The organism is Streptomyces sp. NPDC005775, assembly GCF_042871565.1.
In the GTDB taxonomy this organism is placed as follows: Bacteria; Actinomycetota; Actinomycetes; order Streptomycetales; family Streptomycetaceae; genus Streptomyces.
Genome location: NZ_JBIAIU010000030.1, coordinates 1 through 19,396 on the forward strand (window position 1 = coordinate 1; position 19,396 = coordinate 19,396).

Here is a 19,396-nt window from a genome sequence, read left to right on the forward strand (position 1 = left end):
CACTTCTCCCCTCAGAGGCGGGCGGCGAACATCCCCGTCTTGGGGGGGGGGCGCGGGGGGGGCCCCGGGCCCCCCCGCCCCCCCCCCCCGCCCCCCCCCCCCGCGGGGGGGGGGGGCGCGGCCGTTTTCCTTGCCCCGCCCGGTCCCCGGGCGCTCAGGTCGAAAAGCTGGTCGATCCACCGCAGAATGTGGAGGAACCGGACTTCTGGTCAGGCTGAGGGGAGGAGATCGCTGTGCGCGGCACCCGTCACCGAACCCGATCCCTGCTGGCGGCCTCCGCCCTCGTCACCGCGCTGCTCGTGCCCGTCGGCCTGTACGCGGCCGGCCACGTCGGGGCCGCCGGGGCGGCCGGTCCTCCCGCGCCCGACCCCGAGCCGTCCGGCGCCGAATGCCGTACGTCGGTGAAGGGCTCCCGGGTCGTCGCGTACTGCCACAACCCGTACCCCTCCACCGACCGGGTCCAGCTGCACACCGAATGCGCCCGCTGGTGGGACGTCGACGCCGACTCCAAGCCGGTCACCGTCCCTCCGGGCCGGACCGTGAGGCTGGACGACCGCTGCTGGAAAGAGGTCCGCTCCGCCTGGGTCACCCACGCCGGCGAGACGCACAAGGCCAGGGCTTCCTAGGCGGATGCGCCAGGGCGACACGCCGGTTCGGCGCGCCCACCCGCCCCCGTATGCCGGGATCGGCCGGACTCCTGAGACGGCCCGGGGCCGGACCGTCAGTCGGGGAGGGGGACGCGGATCACCGGGGCGAACGGGCGCTTGTTGAAGCCGGTGCGCAGATTGCGGCATCCGGACGCGCCGCACATGAAGAACTCCTCGACACTCCGGCGGCCCGTGAGAGCTCTGAGCCACACCTTCTCGTCGGTGGTGAGGGCACGGTGTTGTTCGTCGGAATCGCAGGTGAAGCAGAACATCCGACGGGGCTGCACAAGACCTCCCGGAGCGGGCGGACGGACCGGACAGGGCGAAACGAACCGAGCGAACCCGAGCATAAGGGGGTGTGACGGGCGAGGGCAGGGCGTGCGGGAGCGTTTCCCGCGGTGCTCCCCCGCCCGGGGGTGGGGAACCCGGCTCGGCGCACCTGCGCCGAGCCGCTCGCCCGAGCCGCGGGCGGAGACGGGTGCCGGGGCGGCGCCCCGCGCCGCCCTAAGCCCGGTCCACCAGACAGCTCAGCGCGTGGCTCGCCGCCTCCGCCGCCGCCGTCTCCGCGTCGCCGGCCCGGATCGCCTCGACGAGCCGGCTGTGGTCCATGTGGTTCTCCGGCCGCAGCTCATGACCGATGTCGACCCGCAGGTAGTCCCGCAGCAGATCGCCCAGGTCGGCGTAGAGCCCGGTGAGCACCTCGTTGTGCGAGGCGGCGACCACGGCCAGGTGCAGCGTCGCGTCCGCCGCCACGAAGGCCTCGGCCTCCCCCGCGGCCCAGGTCTCCTCCCGGCGCCGCATGAGCGCGTCCAGCTGCTTCAGGTCCCGCTCGGTGCGCCGGGCGGCGGCCAGGCGCGCCGCCGAGGACTCCAGCGTCGAGCGCAGCTCGGCCACATGGCGCGGATCGGCGGACGCGAAGCGCCGGTGCATCACCCCGGCCAGCTCGCTCACGGCCACCACGTAGGTGCCCGAGCCCTGCCGGATGTCGAGCAGCCCGTTGTGCGCGAGCGCGCGCACCGCCTCGCGCACGGTGTTGCGGGCCACCCCCAGTTGCTCGACCAGCTCGGGCTCGGTGGGGATGCGTGAACCCACGGGCCACTCGCCCGACGTGATCTGGTTCCTCAGCTGGGCAATCACCTGGTCGGCGAGTGCCGAACGCCGCGGGGACGTCAGCGCCATGGTGCTCCTTGCTCGGGTGGGCGGCGGGCGGCGTACCGCCCCGCCGTCTCGCGGAGGTATCCGAATCTTCTCAAAGGATTGGACAAGCAATCATCCCATGATTCTATGATGGCCCCATGCCTGCCGACGAGACCCCTCTCCACACCCCGACCCGGACGCTCGGCCCAGCCGCCCCGGCGGCCCCCCGCACCGAGGTACCCGCGCAGGGGACCGGCCCCGCCCCCTGGGTGTTCCGCCTGGTCGCCGTCGGGCTCGTCCTCACCGCACTCAACCTCCGCCCCGCCATCACCAGCCTCGGCTCCCTCCTCGAAGAGGTGCGCGACGGGCTGCACATGAGCGGCAGCGTCGCCGGGGTGCTCACCTCCGTACCGCCGCTCTGCTTCGCGGTCTTCGGCGTGATGGCGCCGCGCCTGGCCCGCCGTTTCGGCGCGGGCGCGGTCGTCTGCGCGGGCATGGTCGCCATCACCGCGGGGCTCGTGATCAGGCCCCTCGTCGGCGGCACCGCCGGCTTCCTCGCCGCGAGTGCGCTCGCCCTGATGGGCATCGCCGTCAGCAACGTCCTGATGCCGGTGATCGTCAAGCGCTGGTTCCCGGACCGTGTCGGCTCCATGACCGGCCTCTACTCCATGGCCCTGGCCCTCGGCACCTCCCTGGCCGCCGCCGTGACCGTACCCATGACGGAGGCCATGGGCGGCAGTTGGAAGGCCGGCCTCGGCGTCTGGGCCGCGCTCGCCGCCGCCGCGATCCTCCCCTGGATCCCGCTGGTACGGGACCGCGGCGCCGCCGGGCAGCACGCGGCCCAGCGACCGGAAGCCCCCGCCCTCCGGATCACCCGCAGCCGCACCGCCTGGGCCCTCGCCTGCTTCTTCGGGCTCCAGGCCACCGCCGCCTACATCACCATGGGGTGGATGCCGCAGATCTTCCGCGACGCCGGGGTCTCGGCCGGCACCGCGGGTGTCCTGCTCGCCCTCACCATGGCCATGGGCGTGCCGCTCGCCTTCATCATCCCCAGGGTCGCGGCCCGGATGAGGAACCAGGGTCCGATCGTCGTCTTCCTCGGCGCCTGCGGCCTCGTCGGCTACGCGGGCCTCTACCTCGCCCCGTCCGGCGGGGCCTGGGCCTGGGCGCTGCTCCTGGGCATCTCGAACTGCGCCTTCCCGCTCGCCCTCACCATGATCGGCATGCGCACCCGCAGCGGCGCCGGAGTGGTCCGGCTGTCGGCGTTCGCCCAGTCCACCGGCTACCTCATCTCGATCCCCGGTCCGCTCCTGGTCGGCGTGCTCTACCAGCACAGCGGCGGCTGGGGCCTGCCCATCGCACTCATGGCCGCCCTGATGGTGCCCCAAATGGTGGCGGGCATCCTGGCCGGCCGGGACCGGACGATCGAGGACGAATGCTGAGATGCGAGACTGGGGCCATGTCTCCTGTGCTCGATCCGAATCCCCAGAACGGTCAGAAGAAGCTGCTCATGGTCTTCGGGGCCATGCTGCTGATCACGGTTGTCATCGGCGTGATCGCCTCCATCGCCTCTCCGTGACGCACGGCTCCCGGCGCGAGGGTGGGGCTAGCCCCACCATCCCCTAGGGGGCCAGGGTCAGGGTGAAGTGGGTGGGTCACCGGATGTGACCGGTGACCCCGGATCCGTAGGTTCTGAGTATCGGAATCCAGCACCCACGGAGGCGGACATGCCGGCCCGTACGCACACCCGCTCCACCCGCCCGGACACGGCCGGCGTCGAGGTCCGGCTGCCGTGGTGGGCCGTCGCGTTGCCCGCCGTCGCCTTCGCCGCACTCCTCCTGCTGATCGCCCAGCCGGGCCAGGCGCACGCCGCCACGGGTGATCCCGCGGTCGGCCGGTTGCTGGAGCGCGTCGTGGAGCTGCTCACCCGTTGACGTCCGAGGCCCGCGGCGGGGGAGCACTCCAACACCCTGCGCCAGGTGGCACGTTTCATGCGAAGCTGAGGTGTATGAGCGTCGATACACCTCGCAGGATCGTCCTTCTCAGGCACGCGAAGGCGGAATGGTCGCAGGACTCCGACCATGAGCGGCCCCTCGCCGAGCGCGGCCGCAAGGACGCCCCCGTGGCAGGCCGCAAACTCGCCGACTCCGGGATCGTCTTCGATCTGGCCCTCTGTTCGACGGCGGTCAGGACACGCGAGACGTGGAAGCTGGCCGTGCACGAGATGCCGGAGCGCCCCAGGACCGTGTACGAGGAGAGGCTCTACGAGGCCTCGCTCGGTGAGCTGATCGCATTGATCAACGAGACCCCCGACGAGGTCCGCGATCTGCTGGTGATCGGCCACAACCCGGGCATGCACGCCGTCGCCGACGCCCTGTCGGGCGCCGCGGAGGGCGACGCCCTGGCCCGGATGACCAATGGCGGCTTCCCGACCGCCGCCTTCGCCGTCGTCGAGCTCCCCGGCGCCTGGAAGAGCGTGGAGCACGGCGTCGGCAAGCTCACCGAGTACTGGACGCCGAACGACTGACCGCCCCGGCTCACGACAGGGCCCGGGTGCGCACGCCGACGCGTGCGCACCCGGGCCCTGTGTACGTGCCGGGGGCGCGTCTATTCGACGAGGCCGTCGGCGGCCTCGACCTCCTCGCGGGTGATGCCGAGCAGATAGAGCACGGTGTCCAGGAACGGCACGTTCACCGCGGTGTGCGCGGCCTCGCGGACCATGGGCTTGGCGTTGAAGGCGACCCCGAGCCCCGCCGTGTTCAGCATGTCCAGGTCGTTCGCCCCGTCACCGATCGCCACCGTCTGCGCCAGCGGCACCCCGGCCTCCGCGGCGAAGCCGCGCAGCAGCCGGGCCTTGCCCGCCCGGTCGACGATGTCCCCGGTCACCCGGCCGGTGAGCTTCCCGTCGACGACCTCCAGCGTGTTGGCGGAGGCGAAGTCGAGCCCGAGCCGCTCCTTGAGGTCGTCCGTCACCTGCGTGAACCCGCCCGAGACGACGCCCACTTGGTAGCCGAGCCGCTTCAGCGTACGGATCAGGGTGCGGGCGCCCGGCGTCAGCCGGACGTCGGCGCGCACCTTCTCCACCACCGACACGTCGAGCCCCGCCAGCAACGCCACCCGTGCGTGCAGCGACTGCTCGAAGTCCAGTTCGCCGCGCATCGCCTGCTCGGTCACCGCGGCGACCTCGGCCTCGCACCCGGCGTGCGCCGCGAAGAGCTCGATGACCTCGTCCTGGATGAGCGTCGAGTCGACGTCCATCACGACGAGCCGCTGCGCCCGGCGGCTCAGCCCGGCCGACATGACCGCCACGTCGACGCCGATCCCGGCGGACTCCGTCGCCAGCGCGGTGCGCAGCGTCTCGGTCCCGGTGCCGGACACGGCGAACTCGACGGCGGTGACCGGATACTTCGCCAGCCGGAAGATCCGGTCGATGTTCCCGCCGGTCGAGGTGATCGTGGCCGCTATGGCGGCGGTCGACTCCGCGGTCAGCGGGTGCCCGAGCACCGTCACATGGGAACGACCGTCGCCGCGCGGCCGGTTGTCGCCCGTGCCGGAGATGATCTCGGCCTGCAGCTTCAGCGATTCGGCCCAGCTGTGCACGGTGGCCCGCAGGTCGCCCTCGGTGGTCCCGCCCGCGGTGGGGGCGGTGACCAGTGCGCACAGGACGATGCGGCCACGGGTGACGACCTGCTCGATGTCGACGACATCGACCGAGTAGGCGGCGAGGGTGTCGAAGAGGCCGGCGGTGATTCCGGGCCGGTCCTTCCCGAAGATCTTCACGAGGAGGGTCGGCGTGTCCGCGTCCCGGCGTGACTCAGGAGACTCGGGAGCCAGGGAGGACTGAGGGGGCTGAGGTGCGCTCATGGTGTTCCCACCGTATCGGTCCGCGGCACGCCCCCGACGGCCCGTCCCGAGGGCCGGACAGCCGGCCCGGTGCCCGCGATGCGTACATTGGCCAGGGTCCGCAGGGCTCTGTGGCGAGTTGGTGCGATAGGCCGCTCTTTCGCCGGGGTCGTTCGCAACGGTGCGGTCTCGGTTCGGTCAACCTGCCGTCCGGCTTTCGCATCGAGGACTGCTCCTGGAATAGTTCCCCACGATGTTCAGCATCCCTAGACTCCCTGCAACGGGGGTAATTCGGGGGACAACTAGTGGGGCGCGGAGTGCCGGAACTCGTACTGGAATTGAATGGCAGGACCTGGACGCTCGATCCGTCCAGGTCGTACACCCTCGGACGTGATCCGCAGGGCGATATGACGATCGACGACGCCCGGGTGTCGTGGCGCCACGCCACGATCAGCTGGAGCGGACGCGGCTGGTTCATCGAGGACCACGGCAGCACCAACGGCACGTACGTGCAGGGCCAGCGGATCCACCAGATGGAGATCGGGCCCGGCTCCGCCGTGAACCTGGGCAACGCCACCGACGGGCCACGGCTGAGCCTCAGCGGCGCCGACGTGTACAGCGGGCAGGCCGCCGCGGGAGCCCAGGCCCCCGCCCAGCAGCCGCAGCAGGCCCCGCACCAGCCTCCGCAGCAAGGAGGACCGGCTGCCGGACAGCAGCAGGGGTGGCCGCAGCAGCCCCCGGCCCAGCAGCAGCCCCAGCAGCCGCATGTGCCGCAGCAGCAGGGCGTGGCACCGACACCCCACGCCGGCGGCCCCGGCGGCGCGGCGGGGGCGCCGCCCGTGTACGGCGACCGGAGCCCGACCACGTTCCACCAGCTGGCGCTCGGCCGGGTGATGCGGATCGGCCGTGCGCTGGAGAACGAGCTGGTCGTCTCCGACCTGCAGGTCTCGCGTCACCACGCCGAGTTCCACGCGACGCCGGACGGCCGTTTCGAGATCCGCGACCTGGGATCCCACAACGGTACGTACGTCAACGGCCAGCCGCTCTCGAAGTCCGGCTCCGCGCTCATCGGCGCGAACGACATCGTCGGCGTCGGCCACTCGACCTTCCGGCTGGTCGGCGACCGGCTCGAGGAGTTCGTCGACACCGGTGAGGTCTCCTTCGCCGCCCGCCACCTCACGGTGACGGTCGACGGCGGCAAGCAGATCCTCAAGGACGTCTCGTTCGGCGTCCCGGAGAAGTCGCTGATCGGGGTCATCGGCCCGTCCGGCTCCGGAAAGTCCACCCTGCTCAAGGCGCTCACCGGCTACCGGCCCGCCAACCAGGGCGACGTCCTCTACGACAACCGGAATCTGTACAAGCAGTTCGCCGAGCTGCGTCAGCGCATCGGTCTGGTCCCGCAGGACGACATCCTGCACAAGGAACTGACCGTCACCCGGGCCCTCAAGTACGCCGCCAAGCTCCGCTTCCCCGCGGACACGACGGAGGCCGAGCGCCAGGCCCGTATCCACGAGGTCCTCGCCGAGCTCAAACTCGACATCCACAAGGACAAGAAGGTCACCTCGCTCTCCGGCGGCCAGCGCAAGCGCGTCTCCGTGGCCCTGGAGCTGCTGACCAAGCCGTCGCTGATCTTCCTGGACGAGCCGACCTCCGGCCTCGACCCGGGCATGGACCGCGATGTCATGCAGTTGCTGCGCGGTCTGGCCGACGACGGCCGCACCGTCCTCGTCGTCACGCACTCGGTCGCCGAGCTGGCGATCTGCGACAAGCTCCTGGTCATGGCGCCGGGTGGCGCCGTGGCCTACTTCGGTCCGCCGGAGGAAGCGCTCAACTTCTTCGGCTACTCCACCTGGGCCGACGTCTTCTCCGCGTTCGAGAACTACCGCGACTACGACTGGGCGGGCCGCTGGCGCGGTTCGCAGCACTACCAGATGTACGCCGCGGACATCGACGCCGTGGCGGCGCAGCCCGTGCACATGCCGCCGCACCAGCAGATGCGCCCGCCGAAGCCGCAGGGCTGGCTGACCCAGCTGTGGACGCTGATGCGCCGCTACGTCTCGGTGATCGCGTCCGACAAGGGCTTCATGGGCCTGATGGTGATCCTGCCCGCGGTGCTCGGCATCGTCAGCGTGGTCATCCCCGCCGACTTCGGCCTCGCCCCGCCGAAGCCGCCGTCCCGGTTCAACGGCGACGCCGGCACGATCATGCTGATCCTGGTGATCGGCATGACCTTCTCGGCCGCGGCCAACTCCGTACGCGAGCTGATCAAGGAACGGGTCATCTACGAACGGGAACGGGCCACCGGCCTCTCCCGCTCGGCCTACCTGATGTCCAAGGTGATCGTGCTCGGCGTGATCACGGCCATCCAGGGCGTCATCATCTGCGGGATCGGCTTCGCCACCCGTGATCTGCCGGCGGAGGGCCTGATCATGCCGCCCGCCGTGGAGCTCTGCGTGACGATCATCGCGCTCGGCTTCACCTCGATGATGTTCGGCCTGGTGATCTCCTCGCTGGTGAAGACCTCCGAGAAGACCATGCCGCTGCTGGTCATGTTCGCGATCGTCCAGGTCGTCTTCACCGGCATCCTCTTCCAGGTGTACGGATCGCCCGGCCTGGAGCAGTTCGCCTGGCTGATGCCGTCCCGCTGGGCCATCGCCGGCGCGGGCTCCACGCTCGACCTCGCGCACCTCATGCCGCCGTGGGACCAGAAGAACCCCACGGACCTGGATCCGCTGTGGGAGCACACGGCCGGCCAGTGGGGGATGAACATCGCGGTCCTGCTCGTCCTCGGCATCATCTGCGGGGTCGCGGTCGCACGGCTGCTGCGCCGCCATGAGCCCGAGGTCATGCGCAAGTAGCGGGACGGCCCCCGCGCACAGCACGACGCCGAAGGGCGGCACCCCCGTGGGGTGCCGCCCTTCGGCGTGGTCCGCAGCGGATCAGTACGCGCTGTTGACGTTGTCGATCGAGCCGTACTTGTCGGCGGCGTAGTTGGCCGACGCGGTGATGTTGGCGACCGGGTCGTACTGGGTGTGGGGGGTGCCGCCGACGTGGTAGGCGTTGAACGTCGGCTTGATGATCTGGAGCAGACCGATCGACGGGACGCCGTTGATCGCGTTGATGTCCCAGTCGTTGATGGCGTTCGGGTTGCCACTGGACTCACGGATGATGTTGCGGTGCAGCCCGTCGTAGGTGCCCGGGATCCCCTTGGCCTTCATGATGGCCAGGGACTCCTTGATCCAGCCGTCCAGGTTGTTCGCGTACACGTGGCCACGGGACTCGGAGCGGCTGGCGGCGTGCGAGTCGCGCTTGGCGGCGGCCTTCTTGGCCTTCCACTTCGCGGCGGCCTTCTCCTTCGCCTTCTTGGCGTCGGCCTTGGCGACGGCGTCGACCTTCGCCTGCACGGCGGCGGCCTTCTTCGCCTTCGCGGCGTCGACGGCCTTGACCATCTGCTCGGCGGTGGAGTGCTGCTCGAGCACGCTGTTCTGGATGGTCCGGGCCTGCGGGGCGGAGGACCCGAAGACGACGGGGGCTGCGGAGAGTGCCTGAGGCTCGGTCTCGGCCTCGGCGTTACCGGGCACCAGGGACAAGGAGAGGGCAGCGGCGGCGACGGCGGAGATGCCGGCGGCGGAGAGCTTCTGGGTCTTGTTCAGGCGTCGGAGACGGCCGGGAATGCTGGACGCGGTCATATCAGGCGTACCTCTTCGAATCGCGGAAGGTCCTCACGGAGGACGAAGACGGGAGGCGACTTCGCTTCTCCGTCGGGGACGAGTGCAATTGTTAGCGGCCGCAAAATGCCGTGGCAAAGGTGTGACGTACGAAGCCGGGTAGTGGAACACGACCGTGTTGGACACCCTGCATCCACGGCCATGAGCACCCAAATCGCCCTTATCGGTCCACTAGGTGGCTTCGTAAGTGACGTGGGTCCTATGCGCGGCCTCACATCGGCGGGGCAGCGAAATCACCTTCCGTTGCTTCAGTAATGCGGAATGTGAGGTTCCGGCGCGGAGTTCCTCGGGGAACTCCGGGCAGGACCTAGTCCCCGCGCCCCGGTCGGGGGCGGTCCACAGGCGGATACGGGGCGAGCGGCCCCGCCGGTACCGTGAGGCCATGACCCATCGCCCCCCGTCGGGCCTCGCGGCGGTGAGTGCCGCGCTGCTCGCCATGAGCCGGCACCTCGAAACGCGGGACGTCCTGAAGACGATCGTCGCCTCGGCCCGCGAACTGCTGGACGCCGAGTACGCGGCCCTCGGGGTCCCGGACGACCACGGCGGCTTCGCCCAGTTCGTCGTCGACGGCGTCAGCGACGAGCAGTGGAAGGCCATCGGCCCGCTCCCGCGACAGCACGGCATCCTCGCCGCGATGCTCCACGAGGCGAAGCCCGAGCGCCTGGCCGACGTACGCAAGGACCCTCGCTTCGAGGGCTGGCCGGCCGCCCACCCGGACATGTCCGACTTCCTCGGGCTGCCGATCCGGGACGGCGACGACGTCATCGGCGCCCTCTTCCTCGCCAACAAACGCTGCCCCAAGCCCGAGGGCACCTGCGGATTCACCGCCGAGGACGAGGAACTGCTGGCGATCCTCGCCCAGCACGCGGCGATCGCCCTCACGAACGCCCGGCTGTACGAGCGCAGCCGCGAGTTCACCATCGCCGAGGAGCGCTCCCGGCTCGCCCACGAGCTGCACGACGCGGTCAGCCAGAAGCTCTTCTCGCTGCGGCTCACCGCCCAGGCCGCCGCCGCCCTGGTCGACCGCGACCCGGCCCGCGCCAAGGGCGAACTCCAGCAGGTCGCCGCCCTGGCGGCGGAGGCGGTCGACGAGCTGCGCGCCGCCGTCGTCGAACTGCGCCCCGCCGGTCTCGACGAGGACGGCCTCATCGCCACCCTCCGTACCCAGATCCAGGTCCTGGACCGTGCCCACACGGCCCGGGTCACCTTCGCGAGCGCGGGAGTGCGGGCCCTGCCCGCCGCCCAGGAGGAAGCGCTGCTCCGCGTCTCCCAGGAGGCCCTGCACAACGCGCTGCGTCACTCGGGGGCCGGGCACGTCGACGTCACCCTCGCCCGCCGCGACGGCGGCACGGTGCTGCGGATCACCGACGACGGCCGCGGCTTCGAACCCGCGGCCACCCGCCGCGCGGGGCGGCACCTGGGACTGGTCTCCATGCGGGACCGCGCCGACGGCGTCGGCGGCACGCTCACCGTTGAATCGGCGCCCGGCAAGGGCACCACGATCGAGATGGAGGTACCCGGTGGCTGACAGGCGCATCAGGGTGCTGCTGGTCGACGACCACCAGGTGGTCCGCCGCGGGCTGCGGACGTTCCTGGAGATCCAGGACGACATAGAGGTCGTCGGCGAGGCGGCCGACGGAGCGGAAGGGGTGGCCAGGACGCAGGAGCTGAGCCCCGACGTGGTGCTGATGGACATCAAGATGCCGGGTACCGACGGCATAGAGGCCCTGCGCAGGCTCCGTGAACTGGAGAACCCGGCCAAGGTCCTGATCGTCACCAGCTTCACCGAGCAGCGCACCGTCGTTCCCGCCCTGCGCGCCGGTGCCTCCGGCTACGTGTACAAGGACGTCGACCCGGACGCGCTGGCCGGCGCCATCCGCTCCGTGTACGCGGGCCATGTACTGCTCCAGCCGGAAGTGGCCGGTGCGCTGCTCGCCCAGGACGGCCCGGGCGCGGGCACGGGCCGGGGGAGCACCCTCACGGAACGGGAGCGGGAGGTTCTGGGCCTCATCGCCGACGGCCGCTCGAACCGGGAGATCGCGCGGGCACTGGTCCTGTCCGAAAAGACCGTCAAGACGCACGTCTCGAACATCCTGATGAAGCTGGACCTCTCGGACCGCACCCAGGCAGCCCTCTGGGCCGTCCGGAACGGGGCGGCGGGCTGAACGAACGACCGGAGAGCGCGTCACCCGCCGGGCCCCGGGTTCACACTCCCGGGTGTACGTCACCCGAACGGCGCATCCTCTTTCGGTCCCGGGCGTTCTTCATGGCGTGCTGCGGCGGCTGGCCGCAGCGACGCTAGGAGGATCCTGAAGTGAAGAACCTGAAGAAGGCTGCCGCCGTCACCATGATCGCCGGTGGCCTCATCGCCGCCGGTGCCGGCGCGGCCTCCGCCACCGGTCACAGCGGTGCCGGAGCCCACGGTGTCGCGGCCCACTCCCCGGGTGTGGCCAGCGGCAACCTCGTCCAGGTCCCGGTCCACGTCCCGGTGAACGTGGTCGGCAACACGGTCAACGTGATCGGTCTGCTCAACCCGGCCTTCGGCAACTTCGGCCTGAACGGCTGACGCGCCGCACCCACGGCGATGCCGCCGGCCGGTCCCGCGGGGGACCGCCCGGCGGCATCCTGCTGCCCGCCCTTCGCGCCTACCGCGCCCGCTCCTCCACATACGCGTTGTACGCGGCCACCTGAGCCCGCCGGGCCACCCGCTCCACCGGCCGCAGCGCATCCCCTCGCGCCGCCATCTCCGACGCGCTCACCGCGCCGCCGTGCCCGTTCTCGTACGCCACCGAGACCAGCAGCCCGACCCGCTGCGCCAGCTCCAGCACCCGCACCGCCCGCGGCGGATAGCCGGGGGCGAGCACCTCGCGCCCCCGCTCCGCCCGCGCCCGGTACGCGTCCACCGCCGCCTCGGCCACCGGCCCCGACCCGGCCACATCGAGCCGCGACAGCAAGGCCGTCGCATCCCGCAACGCCTCGGCGAGCTCCCGCTCCGCCTCGCCCAGCGACGGCACATCGGCCGGCGGTGCCTCGCGCACCGCCAGGCACCGCCACACCACCTCGACGTGGAGGTCCCCGGCGGGCCCCGCCTCCCGTACCTCCGGCACCAGCCCGTACGGCGCACCGAAGGTGACCACGGCCTCCTCGGCCTCCAGCGCCCGGGCGTTGAACTCCGCCGGACCACTGAGACCCAGCGGGTGCCCGGGAACCGGCAGCGCGACCCGGAAACCCGTCACCCCCAGCCCCCGCAGCCGCCCCAGGGCGAGCGTGAGACCGACCGGTCCCGCCTCACCCGGCAGCCCCTCGACGCGGTGTACCGCGTCCTGTCCGACGATGGCGAGCGCCGCGTCGTCGGGCGACACGAGTCCGGCCAGCAGTGCGTTGCCCCAAGCGGCCAGCAGCCCTGAGCGTGGTTCCGAAAGCATGGGGACAGCCTAGGGGCGGTCCGGTGGAACGGACCCGGGCCATGCCCCCACCCCGCCGGACCCGGCCTCCCGGCGGGCGGGGACCGTACGGCGGCCGTGCGACGACGGGCCCAGCGCCTGAGGCACTCGCGCAGTGGCGTAGGTTTTCCCTGGGAGCTGTGCCTACAGGCACGCGACGATCTCGAGACTGCATGGGGAGACAACGCGCTCATGAGCGATGTACTGGAGCTGGTGGACGTATCCGTGGTCCGCGACGGACGCGCTCTGGTGGACGATGTCTCCTGGTCGGTCAAGGAGGGGGAGCGCTGGGTCATCCTCGGACCGAACGGCGCCGGCAAGACCACCCTCCTCAACATCGCGTCCAGCTACCTCTTCCCGACCAAGGGCAGCGCCACGGTCCTCGGCGAGCAGCTCGGCGGCGTCGGCACCGACGTCTTCGACCTGCGCCCCCGCATCGGTATCGCGGGCGTCGCCATGGCCGAGAAGCTGCCCAGGCGCCAGACCGTTCTGCAGACGGTGCTCACCGCCGCGTACGGCATGACCGCCACCTGGAACGAGAACTACGACAAGGTCGACGAGGACCGGGCCCGCGCCTTCCTCGACCGGCTCGGCATGACCGAATACCTCGACCGGAAGTTCGGCACCCTGTCCGAGGGCGAGCGCAAGCGCACCCTGATCGCCCGGGCCATGATGACCGACCCCGAGCTGCTGCTCCTCGACGAGCCGGCCGCCGGTCTCGACCTCGGTGGCCGTGAGGACCTGGTCCGCCGCCTCGGGCGACTGGCCCGCGACCCGTACGCGCCCTCCATGATCATGGTGACCCACCACGTGGAGGAGATCGCCCCCGGCTTCACCCACGTCCTGATGATCCGTCAGGGCAAGGTGCTCGCCGCCGGCCCCATGGAGACGGAGCTCAGCTCCCGCAACCTCTCCCTCTGTTTCGGCCTGCCGCTCGTTGTCGAGCACCAGGGCGGCCGCTACACCGCCCGCGGACTTCCTCTCGGCTGACGGCAGTCGGCCGGTCCGCCCGCTCGCGCACTGTCCGCGGAGGTACTGGCGGACCTACGATGGCCACGTGGACATCGACGCGTGGGTGTGGTGGCTGATCGGCGCGGCGGGACTGGGCATCCCCCTCGTCCTGACCGCGATGCCCGAGTTCGGCATGTTCGCCGTCGGAGCGGTCGCAGCGGCGGTCGTCGCGGCCCTCGGCGGCGGAATCGTGGCCCAGGTCCTGGTGTTCGTCATCGTCTCGGTGGCACTGATCGCCGTGGTCCGACCGATCGCCAACAGGCATCGCGCGGACCGGCCCCACCTCGCCACCGGTATCGACGCACTGAAGGGCCGTCAGGCCGTCGTCCTGGAACGGGTCGACGGCAGCGGCGGCCGGATCAAGCTCGCCGGGGAGATCTGGTCGGCCCGCGCCCTCGACGCGGAGCTCAGCTTCGAACCGGGCCAACAGGTCGATGTCGTCGACATCGACGGGGCGACGGCCGTCGTCATGTGACCGAACAGCCCCCACAGCAGCGCCCGTTCTGCGAGACTCGAAGTCGATCATCATGGAAACCGGACCGGCAGGACAACCGACCTGACCCACGGCCCATACGATCTCGACCTCGCTCATCGCGATCCGTCGGCAACCGAAGGGCACGAGGAAACGATGCAACCGATCATCATCGTCCTGATCATTCTGGTGGTGCTCGTCTTCATCGCTCTGATCAAGACGATCCAGGTCATCCCCCAGGCCAGCGCCGCCATCGTGGAACGTTTCGGCCGGTACACCCGCACCCTCAACGCGGGCCTGAACATCGTCGTCCCGTTCATCGACTCGATCCGCAACCGGATCGACCTCCGGGAACAGGTCGTCCCCTTCCCGCCGCAGCCGGTGATCACCCAGGACAACCTGGTCGTCAACATCGACACCGTCATCTACTACCAGGTGACCGACGCCAGGGCGGCGACGTACGAGGTCGCCAGCTACATCCAGGCCATCGAGCAGCTCACCGTCACCACGCTCCGCAACATCATCGGCGGCATGGACCTGGAGCGGACCCTGACCTCCCGCGAGGAGATCAACGCGGCGCTGCGCGGAGTCCTCGACGAGGCCACCGGCAAGTGGGGCATCCGCGTCAACCGCGTCGAGCTCAAGGCGATCGAACCGCCCACCTCCATCCAGGACTCGATGGAGAAGCAGATGCGCGCCGACCGCGACAAGCGCGCCGCGATCCTCCAGGCCGAAGGTACGCGCCAGTCGGCGATCCTCACCGCGGAGGGCGAGAAGCAGTCCGCGATCCTGCGCGCCGAGGGTGAGGCAAAGGCGGCCGCCCTGCGCGCCGAGGGCGAGGCCCAGGCGATCCGTACGGTCTTCGAGTCCATCCACGCCGGCGACCCGGACCAGAAGCTCCTCGCGTACCAGTACCTCCAGATGCTCCCCAAGATCGCCGAGGGCGACGCCAACAAACTGTGGATCGTGCCCAGCGAGATGGGCGACGCCCTCAAGGGCCTCAGCGGCGCCTTCGGGAACCTCGGCACCGGCATCCCCGGTTTCAACACCGGTGGCAAGGAACGCCGGGAGGAGCCCCCCGTCGACTGACGTGTACACCCCTCGTGCATGATTCAGTGCACCAAGCACCGATCACGCACGGGGGATTCGGCATGACCGTCTGGGAGATGCTCGCCGTCTTCGCCGCCGGTGTCAGCGCGGGAACGATCAACACGATCGTCGGCTCGGGAACGCTGATCACCTTCCCGGTGCTGCTCGCCACCGGCCTGCCCCCGGTCACGGCCACCGTCTCCAACGCGCTCGGTCTGATCCCCGGCTCCATCAGCGGCGCGATCGGCTACCGCAAGGAACTCAGAGGCCAGCGGCGGCGCGTCCTCAAGCTCGCCGTCGGCGCCATGATCGGCGGCCTCACCGGCGCGACCCTGCTGCTGGCCCTGCCCTCCACGGCCTTCGAGACCATCGTCCCGATTCTGGTCGCCCTGGCCCTCGTCCTGGTCATTCTGCAACCACGCATCAGCAAAGCGGTCCAGCGCCGGCGTGAACACACGGGGGCCACCACCCGCCCCGACGGCGGCCCGCTGCTCTTCGTCGGACTGATGCTCGCCAGCGTCTACGGCGGCTACTTCACCGCCGCCCAGGGGATCATCTACCTCTCCCTGATGGGCATGCTGCTCGACGACACCATGCAGCGTCTCAACGCGGTGAAGAACGTCCTGGCCGCCGTCGTCAACAGCATCGCCGCACTGTTCTTCCTCTTCGTCGCGGACTTCGACTGGACGGCCGTCGTGCTGATCGCCGTGGGTTCCGCACTCGGCGGCCAGGTGGGCGCCAAGATCGGCCGCCGCCTCAGCCCCGCGTTCCTGCGCGTGCTCATCGTCACGGTCGGTACGGTCGCCATCGTCCAGCTGGTCCTGCGCTGACACGGCGAAGCCCGCCTCCTCACGAAGGCGGGTCCCCCCTACGGCACCGGGCGTACGACACCTACGCCGCCGCGGACTGCGACAGCCACTGCGGCAGCGCCGACCTGTCACCGGCCCCCAGAGCCAGCAGCATCGCATCCGCGGGAGACGGTACGAACGGCTGCCTCAGCAGAGGCATCCCCGCCTGCTCCGGCGTACGCGCCGCCTTGCGGTGGTTGTCCTCGGCACAGGACGCCACCGTGTTGAGCCAGGTGTCCTGACCCCCCTGCGCCCGCGGCACCACGTGGTCGACGGTGCTCGCCCGCCGCCCGCAGTACGCGCACCGGTGCTGGTCCCGGATCAGCACTCCCCGTCTGGACCACGGGGCCTGTCTTCGGAACGGCACCCGTACGTACCGGCAGAGCCTGATCACCCGGGGCACCGGGATGTCCACGGCGGCACCGCGCATACGGAGACCGGGGTGCGACTGCTCGACGACGGCCTTGTCCTGGAGGATCAGCACCACCGCACGGTTCAGCGTCACCGTCGACAGCGGCTCGAAGCTCGCGTTCAGCACCAGTGTGTCCCGCATTTCGCCCACCTCCCGTGTGCCGCCCGCCCCCTGGCAGGCCCGGATCAACTCTGGCCGGGCAGGCCGTGATGGACAACGCAATAAAAAGTGCCCTGCCCTGATCTCTCCAAGACCAGGGCAGGGCAAACGGCGGTGGAACCTCTGGATTCAGTCGTTCGCGGCGGGCTCCGCGTACTCACCGATCAGCTGAGCACGGCCCAGCGTGTGGAACCGCAGGTTGAAACCGACCGCCGCGGGAGACGTGTCGCTGTCGGGCCCGAGCTTCTCGCTGTCCACCGCGTACACGGTGAAGACGTAGCGATGGTTCTCGCCGGCCGGCGGGGCGGCGCCACCGAACTCCTTCGACCCGTAGTCGTTGCGGGCCTGGACGGCACCCGCGGGCAGCCCCTCGAACGTCCCGCTCCCCGCGCCCGCCGGAAGCTCCGTGACCGACGCCGGGATGTCGAAGACCACCCAGTGCCAGAACCCACTGCCCGTCGGGGCGTCCGGGTCGAAGCACGTCACGGCGAAACTCTTCGTCCCCGCCGGGAAGCCCTCCCACCGCAGCTGCGGCGAGGTGTTCCCCTTCGCATGGACCTGTGCGTCCGCAAGCACGGCCCCCGGGGCAAGGTCCTCGCTCACCACGGTGAACGAGGGGACCTCGGGATGGAAGTCGTGCGGAAGCGGTGCCCTCTTCGGCTCGGTCACGTCGCCACCTCTCCTGATCGGTTCTGCGCCGGGAAGATCTTCTTCCCCCGACCTTAGGGCCTCTCGTCCGGCTCAGGCCGGACGAAGGGCTCTAGAGCCAGTTGCGCTGCCCGCCGACCTGCGCCAGCCACTGGTTCAGGTACGCCGCCCAGTCGGTCCCCTGGAAGTCGTGCAGACCCACCTTGAACGCCCGGTAGGAGTCGCTGCCCTCGCTGAAGAGCCCCGGCTTCTTGTCCATCTCCAGGACGACGTCCATCTCGCGGTCGTCCGCGACGAAGGTCAGCTCGACCTGGTTCAGCCCCCGGTACTGCGACGGCGGGAAGAACTCGATCTCCTGGTAGAACGGCAGCCGCTGACGGGTGCCCCGGATGTGGCCGCGCTCCATGTCCGCGCTGCGGAAGCCGAAGCCCAGCTGCCCGAAGGCGTCGAGGATGGCCTGCTGGGCCGGGAGCGGGTGCACGTTGATGGGATCGAGGTCGCCCGAGTCCAGCGCCCGCGCGATCTCCAGCTCCGTGGTCACCCCGATGTTCATGCCGTGCAGGTGCTGGCCCGCGAACATCGTGATCGGCGTCTCCCACGGGATCTCGAGCCCGAACGGCACGACGTGCACCGCACCGGCCCGCACCTCGAACGCGCCACCGAGGCGCAGCTTGGTGAACTCGATGTCCTGCTTGGTCTCCTGGTCCTGCCCCTCGACCTCGACCCGCGCCTGCAGACCGACGGAGAGCCCCTCGATCTGCTGGTCCACGGACCCGCCCTGGATCCGCACCTCGCCCTGCACGACGCCACCCGGTACGACGTTGAGCTCGGTCAGCTCCGTCTCCACCGAGGCGCCACCGGCACCCATGCTCGCGAGCAGCCGCTTGAAGCCCATGTTTTCTCCTCCTAGGTCCTGACCCCTACATACGCGCCATGACCGTAGCCGGTTCCCGGTAACCTCGAACCTCATGATCGATCGCATGGACCGTACGCCGCTGACGCGGGACTTCTTCGACCGCCCCGTACTGGAGGTGGCCCCGGACCTCTTGGGCCGCACCCTGGTCCGCAGCACGCCGGACGGCCCGATCGAGGTGCGCCTCACCGAGGTGGAGGCATACGCGGGAGAGATCGATCCCGGCTCCCACGCCTTCCGCGGCCGGACGCGGCGCAACGCCGTCATGTACGGACCACCCGGCCACGCGTACGTCTACTTCACGTACGGCATGTGGCACTGCCTCAACCTGGTGTGCGGCCCGGAGGGCATGGCGAGCGGTGTGCTCCTCCGGGCCGGCGACATCCATACCGGTGCCGACCTCACGCGCGAACGACGACTCTCGGCCCGCAACGACCGAGAACTGGCCAAAGGACCGGCCCGCCTGGCGACGGCCCTGGGCATCGACCGGGAACTCGACGGAACCGACGCCATCGCCCATCCGGGTGCCCACCTCTCCGTACTGCACGGCACCCCGCCGCCCCGCGACCAGGTACGCAGCGGTCCGCGTACGGGAGTGGGCGGTGACGGGGCCGTGCACCCGTGGCGCTTCTGGATCGACGGCGACCCCACAGTGAGCCCGTACCGCGCTCATGCGCCGCGTCGCCGGTCAACTTGACTCGCCGTTGGGGGACGCCTAATGTAGTCCGAGCCGCTTGACACGGGACAGCATCTGGTTCGGTCCATCGGATCGCACGCCGGGCAACTCGAAGCGGCCAACCACTACCTACGATTTCACCCTTGAGGGTGCGAATTTTGGCGTGCCGAAATTCGTTTCCGTGACTCGATTATGAGTCGCCGGGGAAATCGGCTAACGTGGTGAACACGCCGAAAGGGAAAAGCGAAAGCGAATTCCTCGAAAGCAAAGCAGAACCCGCTTCGACCGGGAATCGGACACGAAAGAGTCTGATAGAGTCGGAAACGCAAGACCGAAGGGAAGCGCCCGGAGGAAAGCCCGAGAGGGTGAG

Annotated in this window: 22 protein-coding genes; 14 read left to right on the forward strand and 8 right to left on the reverse strand. The window is 70.3% G+C overall.

The window, feature by feature from the left end; genetic code table 11:
* Positions 1-233 precede the first annotated feature (233 nt).
* Positions 234-626, forward strand: a complete 393-nt coding sequence (locus ACFYPA_RS36755) for a hypothetical protein (RefSeq protein WP_359084902.1) — start codon at positions 234-236, stop codon at positions 624-626.
* A gap of 95 nt (positions 627-721) precedes the next feature.
* On the opposite strand, the gene ACFYPA_RS36760 is transcribed toward ACFYPA_RS36755, so the two are convergent.
* Complete coding sequence (locus ACFYPA_RS36760; protein ID WP_389136992.1) at positions 722-919, reverse strand: hypothetical protein; 198 nt, start codon at positions 917-919, stop codon at positions 722-724.
* 232 nt (positions 920-1,151) lie between these two features.
* A complete protein-coding gene (locus ACFYPA_RS36765; RefSeq protein ID WP_359316102.1) occupies positions 1,152-1,826 on the reverse strand; it encodes an FCD domain-containing protein in 675 nt (224 codons plus the stop codon).
* A gap of 116 nt (positions 1,827-1,942) precedes the next feature.
* On the opposite strand from ACFYPA_RS36765, the gene ACFYPA_RS36770 reads away from it, so the two are divergent.
* From ACFYPA_RS36770 to ACFYPA_RS36785, 4 genes are all read left to right on the forward strand, one after another.
* Positions 1,943-3,226, forward strand: a complete 1,284-nt coding sequence (locus ACFYPA_RS36770) for an MFS transporter (RefSeq protein ID WP_359316105.1) — start codon at positions 1,943-1,945, stop codon at positions 3,224-3,226.
* Positions 3,227-3,252: 26 nt separating this feature from the next.
* A complete protein-coding gene (locus tag ACFYPA_RS36775) occupies positions 3,253-3,363 on the forward strand; it encodes an SGM_5486 family transporter-associated protein (protein WP_266786054.1) in 111 nt (36 codons plus the stop codon).
* Positions 3,364-3,511: 148 nt separating this feature from the next.
* Positions 3,512-3,718: a hypothetical protein gene (locus ACFYPA_RS36780; RefSeq protein WP_359084897.1), complete on the forward strand. Its 207-nt coding sequence runs from the start codon at positions 3,512-3,514 to the stop codon at positions 3,716-3,718.
* Positions 3,719-3,792: 74 nt separating this feature from the next.
* Positions 3,793-4,311, forward strand: coding sequence for a histidine phosphatase family protein (locus ACFYPA_RS36785; RefSeq protein WP_359084896.1), 519 nt, complete (start codon positions 3,793-3,795; stop codon positions 4,309-4,311).
* Positions 4,312-4,391: 80 nt separating this feature from the next.
* On the opposite strand, the gene serB is transcribed toward ACFYPA_RS36785, so the two are convergent.
* Positions 4,392-5,648, reverse strand: a complete 1,257-nt coding sequence (gene serB / locus ACFYPA_RS36790; RefSeq protein ID WP_359084895.1) for a phosphoserine phosphatase SerB — start codon at positions 5,646-5,648, stop codon at positions 4,392-4,394.
* 284 nt (positions 5,649-5,932) lie between these two features.
* On the opposite strand from serB, the gene ACFYPA_RS36795 reads away from it, so the two are divergent.
* Positions 5,933-8,485 (forward strand): FHA domain-containing protein, encoded by a 2,553-nt coding sequence (locus ACFYPA_RS36795; RefSeq protein ID WP_389136982.1) that lies wholly within the window; start codon positions 5,933-5,935, stop codon positions 8,483-8,485.
* Between the two features lie 81 nt (positions 8,486-8,566).
* On the opposite strand, the gene ACFYPA_RS36800 is transcribed toward ACFYPA_RS36795, so the two are convergent.
* On the reverse strand, positions 8,567-9,316 hold the full coding sequence (locus tag ACFYPA_RS36800) for a transglycosylase SLT domain-containing protein (RefSeq protein ID WP_359084893.1): 750 nt from the start codon (positions 9,314-9,316) through the stop codon (positions 8,567-8,569).
* Between the two features lie 421 nt (positions 9,317-9,737).
* Between ACFYPA_RS36800 and ACFYPA_RS36805 the strand changes: the two genes are divergently transcribed.
* The 3 genes from ACFYPA_RS36805 to ACFYPA_RS36815 all read left to right on the forward strand — a co-directional run bounded on the left by ACFYPA_RS36805 (position 9,738) and on the right by ACFYPA_RS36815 (position 11,921).
* On the forward strand, positions 9,738-10,883 hold the full coding sequence (locus ACFYPA_RS36805; RefSeq protein WP_359084892.1) for a GAF domain-containing sensor histidine kinase: 1,146 nt from the start codon (positions 9,738-9,740) through the stop codon (positions 10,881-10,883).
* On the forward strand, positions 10,876-11,520 hold the full coding sequence (locus ACFYPA_RS36810) for a response regulator transcription factor (RefSeq protein ID WP_359084891.1): 645 nt from the start codon (positions 10,876-10,878) through the stop codon (positions 11,518-11,520). The genes ACFYPA_RS36805 and ACFYPA_RS36810 overlap by 8 nt, the downstream gene beginning before the upstream one ends.
* Positions 11,521-11,669: 149 nt before the next feature.
* Positions 11,670-11,921, forward strand: a complete 252-nt coding sequence (locus tag ACFYPA_RS36815) for a chaplin (RefSeq protein ID WP_123469009.1) — start codon at positions 11,670-11,672, stop codon at positions 11,919-11,921.
* A 79-nt stretch (positions 11,922-12,000) separates the two neighbouring features.
* Here ACFYPA_RS36815 and ACFYPA_RS36820 read toward each other — a convergent pair whose 3' ends face one another.
* Positions 12,001-12,780, reverse strand: a complete 780-nt coding sequence (locus tag ACFYPA_RS36820) for a hypothetical protein (RefSeq protein ID WP_359084890.1) — start codon at positions 12,778-12,780, stop codon at positions 12,001-12,003.
* Positions 12,781-12,990: 210 nt separating this feature from the next.
* Here ACFYPA_RS36820 and ACFYPA_RS36825 point away from each other — a divergent pair, with 210 nt between their 5' ends.
* From ACFYPA_RS36825 to ACFYPA_RS36840, 4 genes are all read left to right on the forward strand, one after another.
* Positions 12,991-13,788 (forward strand): ABC transporter ATP-binding protein, encoded by a 798-nt coding sequence (locus ACFYPA_RS36825; RefSeq protein WP_359084888.1) that lies wholly within the window; start codon positions 12,991-12,993, stop codon positions 13,786-13,788.
* A 67-nt stretch (positions 13,789-13,855) separates the two neighbouring features.
* The gene (locus ACFYPA_RS36830) at positions 13,856-14,284 is read left to right on the forward strand and encodes an NfeD family protein (RefSeq protein WP_359084887.1); all 429 of its coding nucleotides are present in this window, start codon (positions 13,856-13,858) and stop codon (positions 14,282-14,284) included.
* A 153-nt stretch (positions 14,285-14,437) separates the two neighbouring features.
* Positions 14,438-15,370: an SPFH domain-containing protein gene (locus tag ACFYPA_RS36835; protein ID WP_359084885.1), complete on the forward strand. Its 933-nt coding sequence runs from the start codon at positions 14,438-14,440 to the stop codon at positions 15,368-15,370.
* A gap of 62 nt (positions 15,371-15,432) precedes the next feature.
* The gene (locus ACFYPA_RS36840; RefSeq protein ID WP_359084884.1) at positions 15,433-16,200 is read left to right on the forward strand and encodes a sulfite exporter TauE/SafE family protein; all 768 of its coding nucleotides are present in this window, start codon (positions 15,433-15,435) and stop codon (positions 16,198-16,200) included.
* Between the two features lie 61 nt (positions 16,201-16,261).
* On the opposite strand, the gene ACFYPA_RS36845 is transcribed toward ACFYPA_RS36840, so the two are convergent.
* The 3 genes from ACFYPA_RS36845 to ACFYPA_RS36855 form a co-directional block, all read right to left on the reverse strand.
* A complete protein-coding gene (locus tag ACFYPA_RS36845) occupies positions 16,262-16,771 on the reverse strand; it encodes an HNH endonuclease (protein ID WP_359084882.1) in 510 nt (169 codons plus the stop codon).
* Positions 16,772-16,918: 147 nt separating this feature from the next.
* Positions 16,919-17,458, reverse strand: a complete 540-nt coding sequence (locus ACFYPA_RS36850) for a YbhB/YbcL family Raf kinase inhibitor-like protein (RefSeq protein ID WP_359084881.1) — start codon at positions 17,456-17,458, stop codon at positions 16,919-16,921.
* Between the two features lie 91 nt (positions 17,459-17,549).
* Positions 17,550-18,332, reverse strand: coding sequence for a sporulation protein (locus tag ACFYPA_RS36855; protein WP_359316111.1), 783 nt, complete (start codon positions 18,330-18,332; stop codon positions 17,550-17,552).
* Between the two features lie 73 nt (positions 18,333-18,405).
* Between ACFYPA_RS36855 and ACFYPA_RS36860 the strand changes: the two genes are divergently transcribed.
* Positions 18,406-19,047: a DNA-3-methyladenine glycosylase gene (locus tag ACFYPA_RS36860; RefSeq protein ID WP_389136989.1), complete on the forward strand. Its 642-nt coding sequence runs from the start codon at positions 18,406-18,408 to the stop codon at positions 19,045-19,047.
* Positions 19,048-19,396: the final 349 nt, after the last annotated feature.

Coding starts and splice junctions, on each gene's coding strand:
- ACFYPA_RS36760 (WP_389136992.1), bottom strand. CDS start 919: ATGTTCTGCTTCACCTGCGATTCCGACGAACAACACCGTGCCCTCACC.
- ACFYPA_RS36765 (WP_359316102.1), bottom strand. CDS start 1,826: ATGGCGCTGACGTCCCCGCGGCGTTCGGCACTCGCCGACCAGGTGATT.
- ACFYPA_RS36770 (WP_359316105.1), top strand. CDS start 1,943: ATGCCTGCCGACGAGACCCCTCTCCACACCCCGACCCGGACGCTCGGC.
- ACFYPA_RS36780 (WP_359084897.1), top strand. CDS start 3,512: ATGCCGGCCCGTACGCACACCCGCTCCACCCGCCCGGACACGGCCGGC.
- ACFYPA_RS36785 (WP_359084896.1), top strand. CDS start 3,793: ATGAGCGTCGATACACCTCGCAGGATCGTCCTTCTCAGGCACGCGAAG.
- serB (WP_359084895.1), bottom strand. CDS start 5,648: ATGAGCGCACCTCAGCCCCCTCAGTCCTCCCTGGCTCCCGAGTCTCCT.
- ACFYPA_RS36800 (WP_359084893.1), bottom strand. CDS start 9,316: ATGACCGCGTCCAGCATTCCCGGCCGTCTCCGACGCCTGAACAAGACC.
- ACFYPA_RS36805 (WP_359084892.1), top strand. CDS start 9,738: ATGACCCATCGCCCCCCGTCGGGCCTCGCGGCGGTGAGTGCCGCGCTG.
- ACFYPA_RS36820 (WP_359084890.1), bottom strand. CDS start 12,780: ATGCTTTCGGAACCACGCTCAGGGCTGCTGGCCGCTTGGGGCAACGCA.
- ACFYPA_RS36825 (WP_359084888.1), top strand. CDS start 12,991: ATGAGCGATGTACTGGAGCTGGTGGACGTATCCGTGGTCCGCGACGGA.
- ACFYPA_RS36835 (WP_359084885.1), top strand. CDS start 14,438: ATGCAACCGATCATCATCGTCCTGATCATTCTGGTGGTGCTCGTCTTC.
- ACFYPA_RS36840 (WP_359084884.1), top strand. CDS start 15,433: ATGACCGTCTGGGAGATGCTCGCCGTCTTCGCCGCCGGTGTCAGCGCG.
- ACFYPA_RS36845 (WP_359084882.1), bottom strand. CDS start 16,771: ATGCGGGACACACTGGTGCTGAACGCGAGCTTCGAGCCGCTGTCGACG.
- ACFYPA_RS36855 (WP_359316111.1), bottom strand. CDS start 18,332: ATGGGCTTCAAGCGGCTGCTCGCGAGCATGGGTGCCGGTGGCGCCTCG.
- ACFYPA_RS36860 (WP_389136989.1), top strand. CDS start 18,406: ATGATCGATCGCATGGACCGTACGCCGCTGACGCGGGACTTCTTCGAC.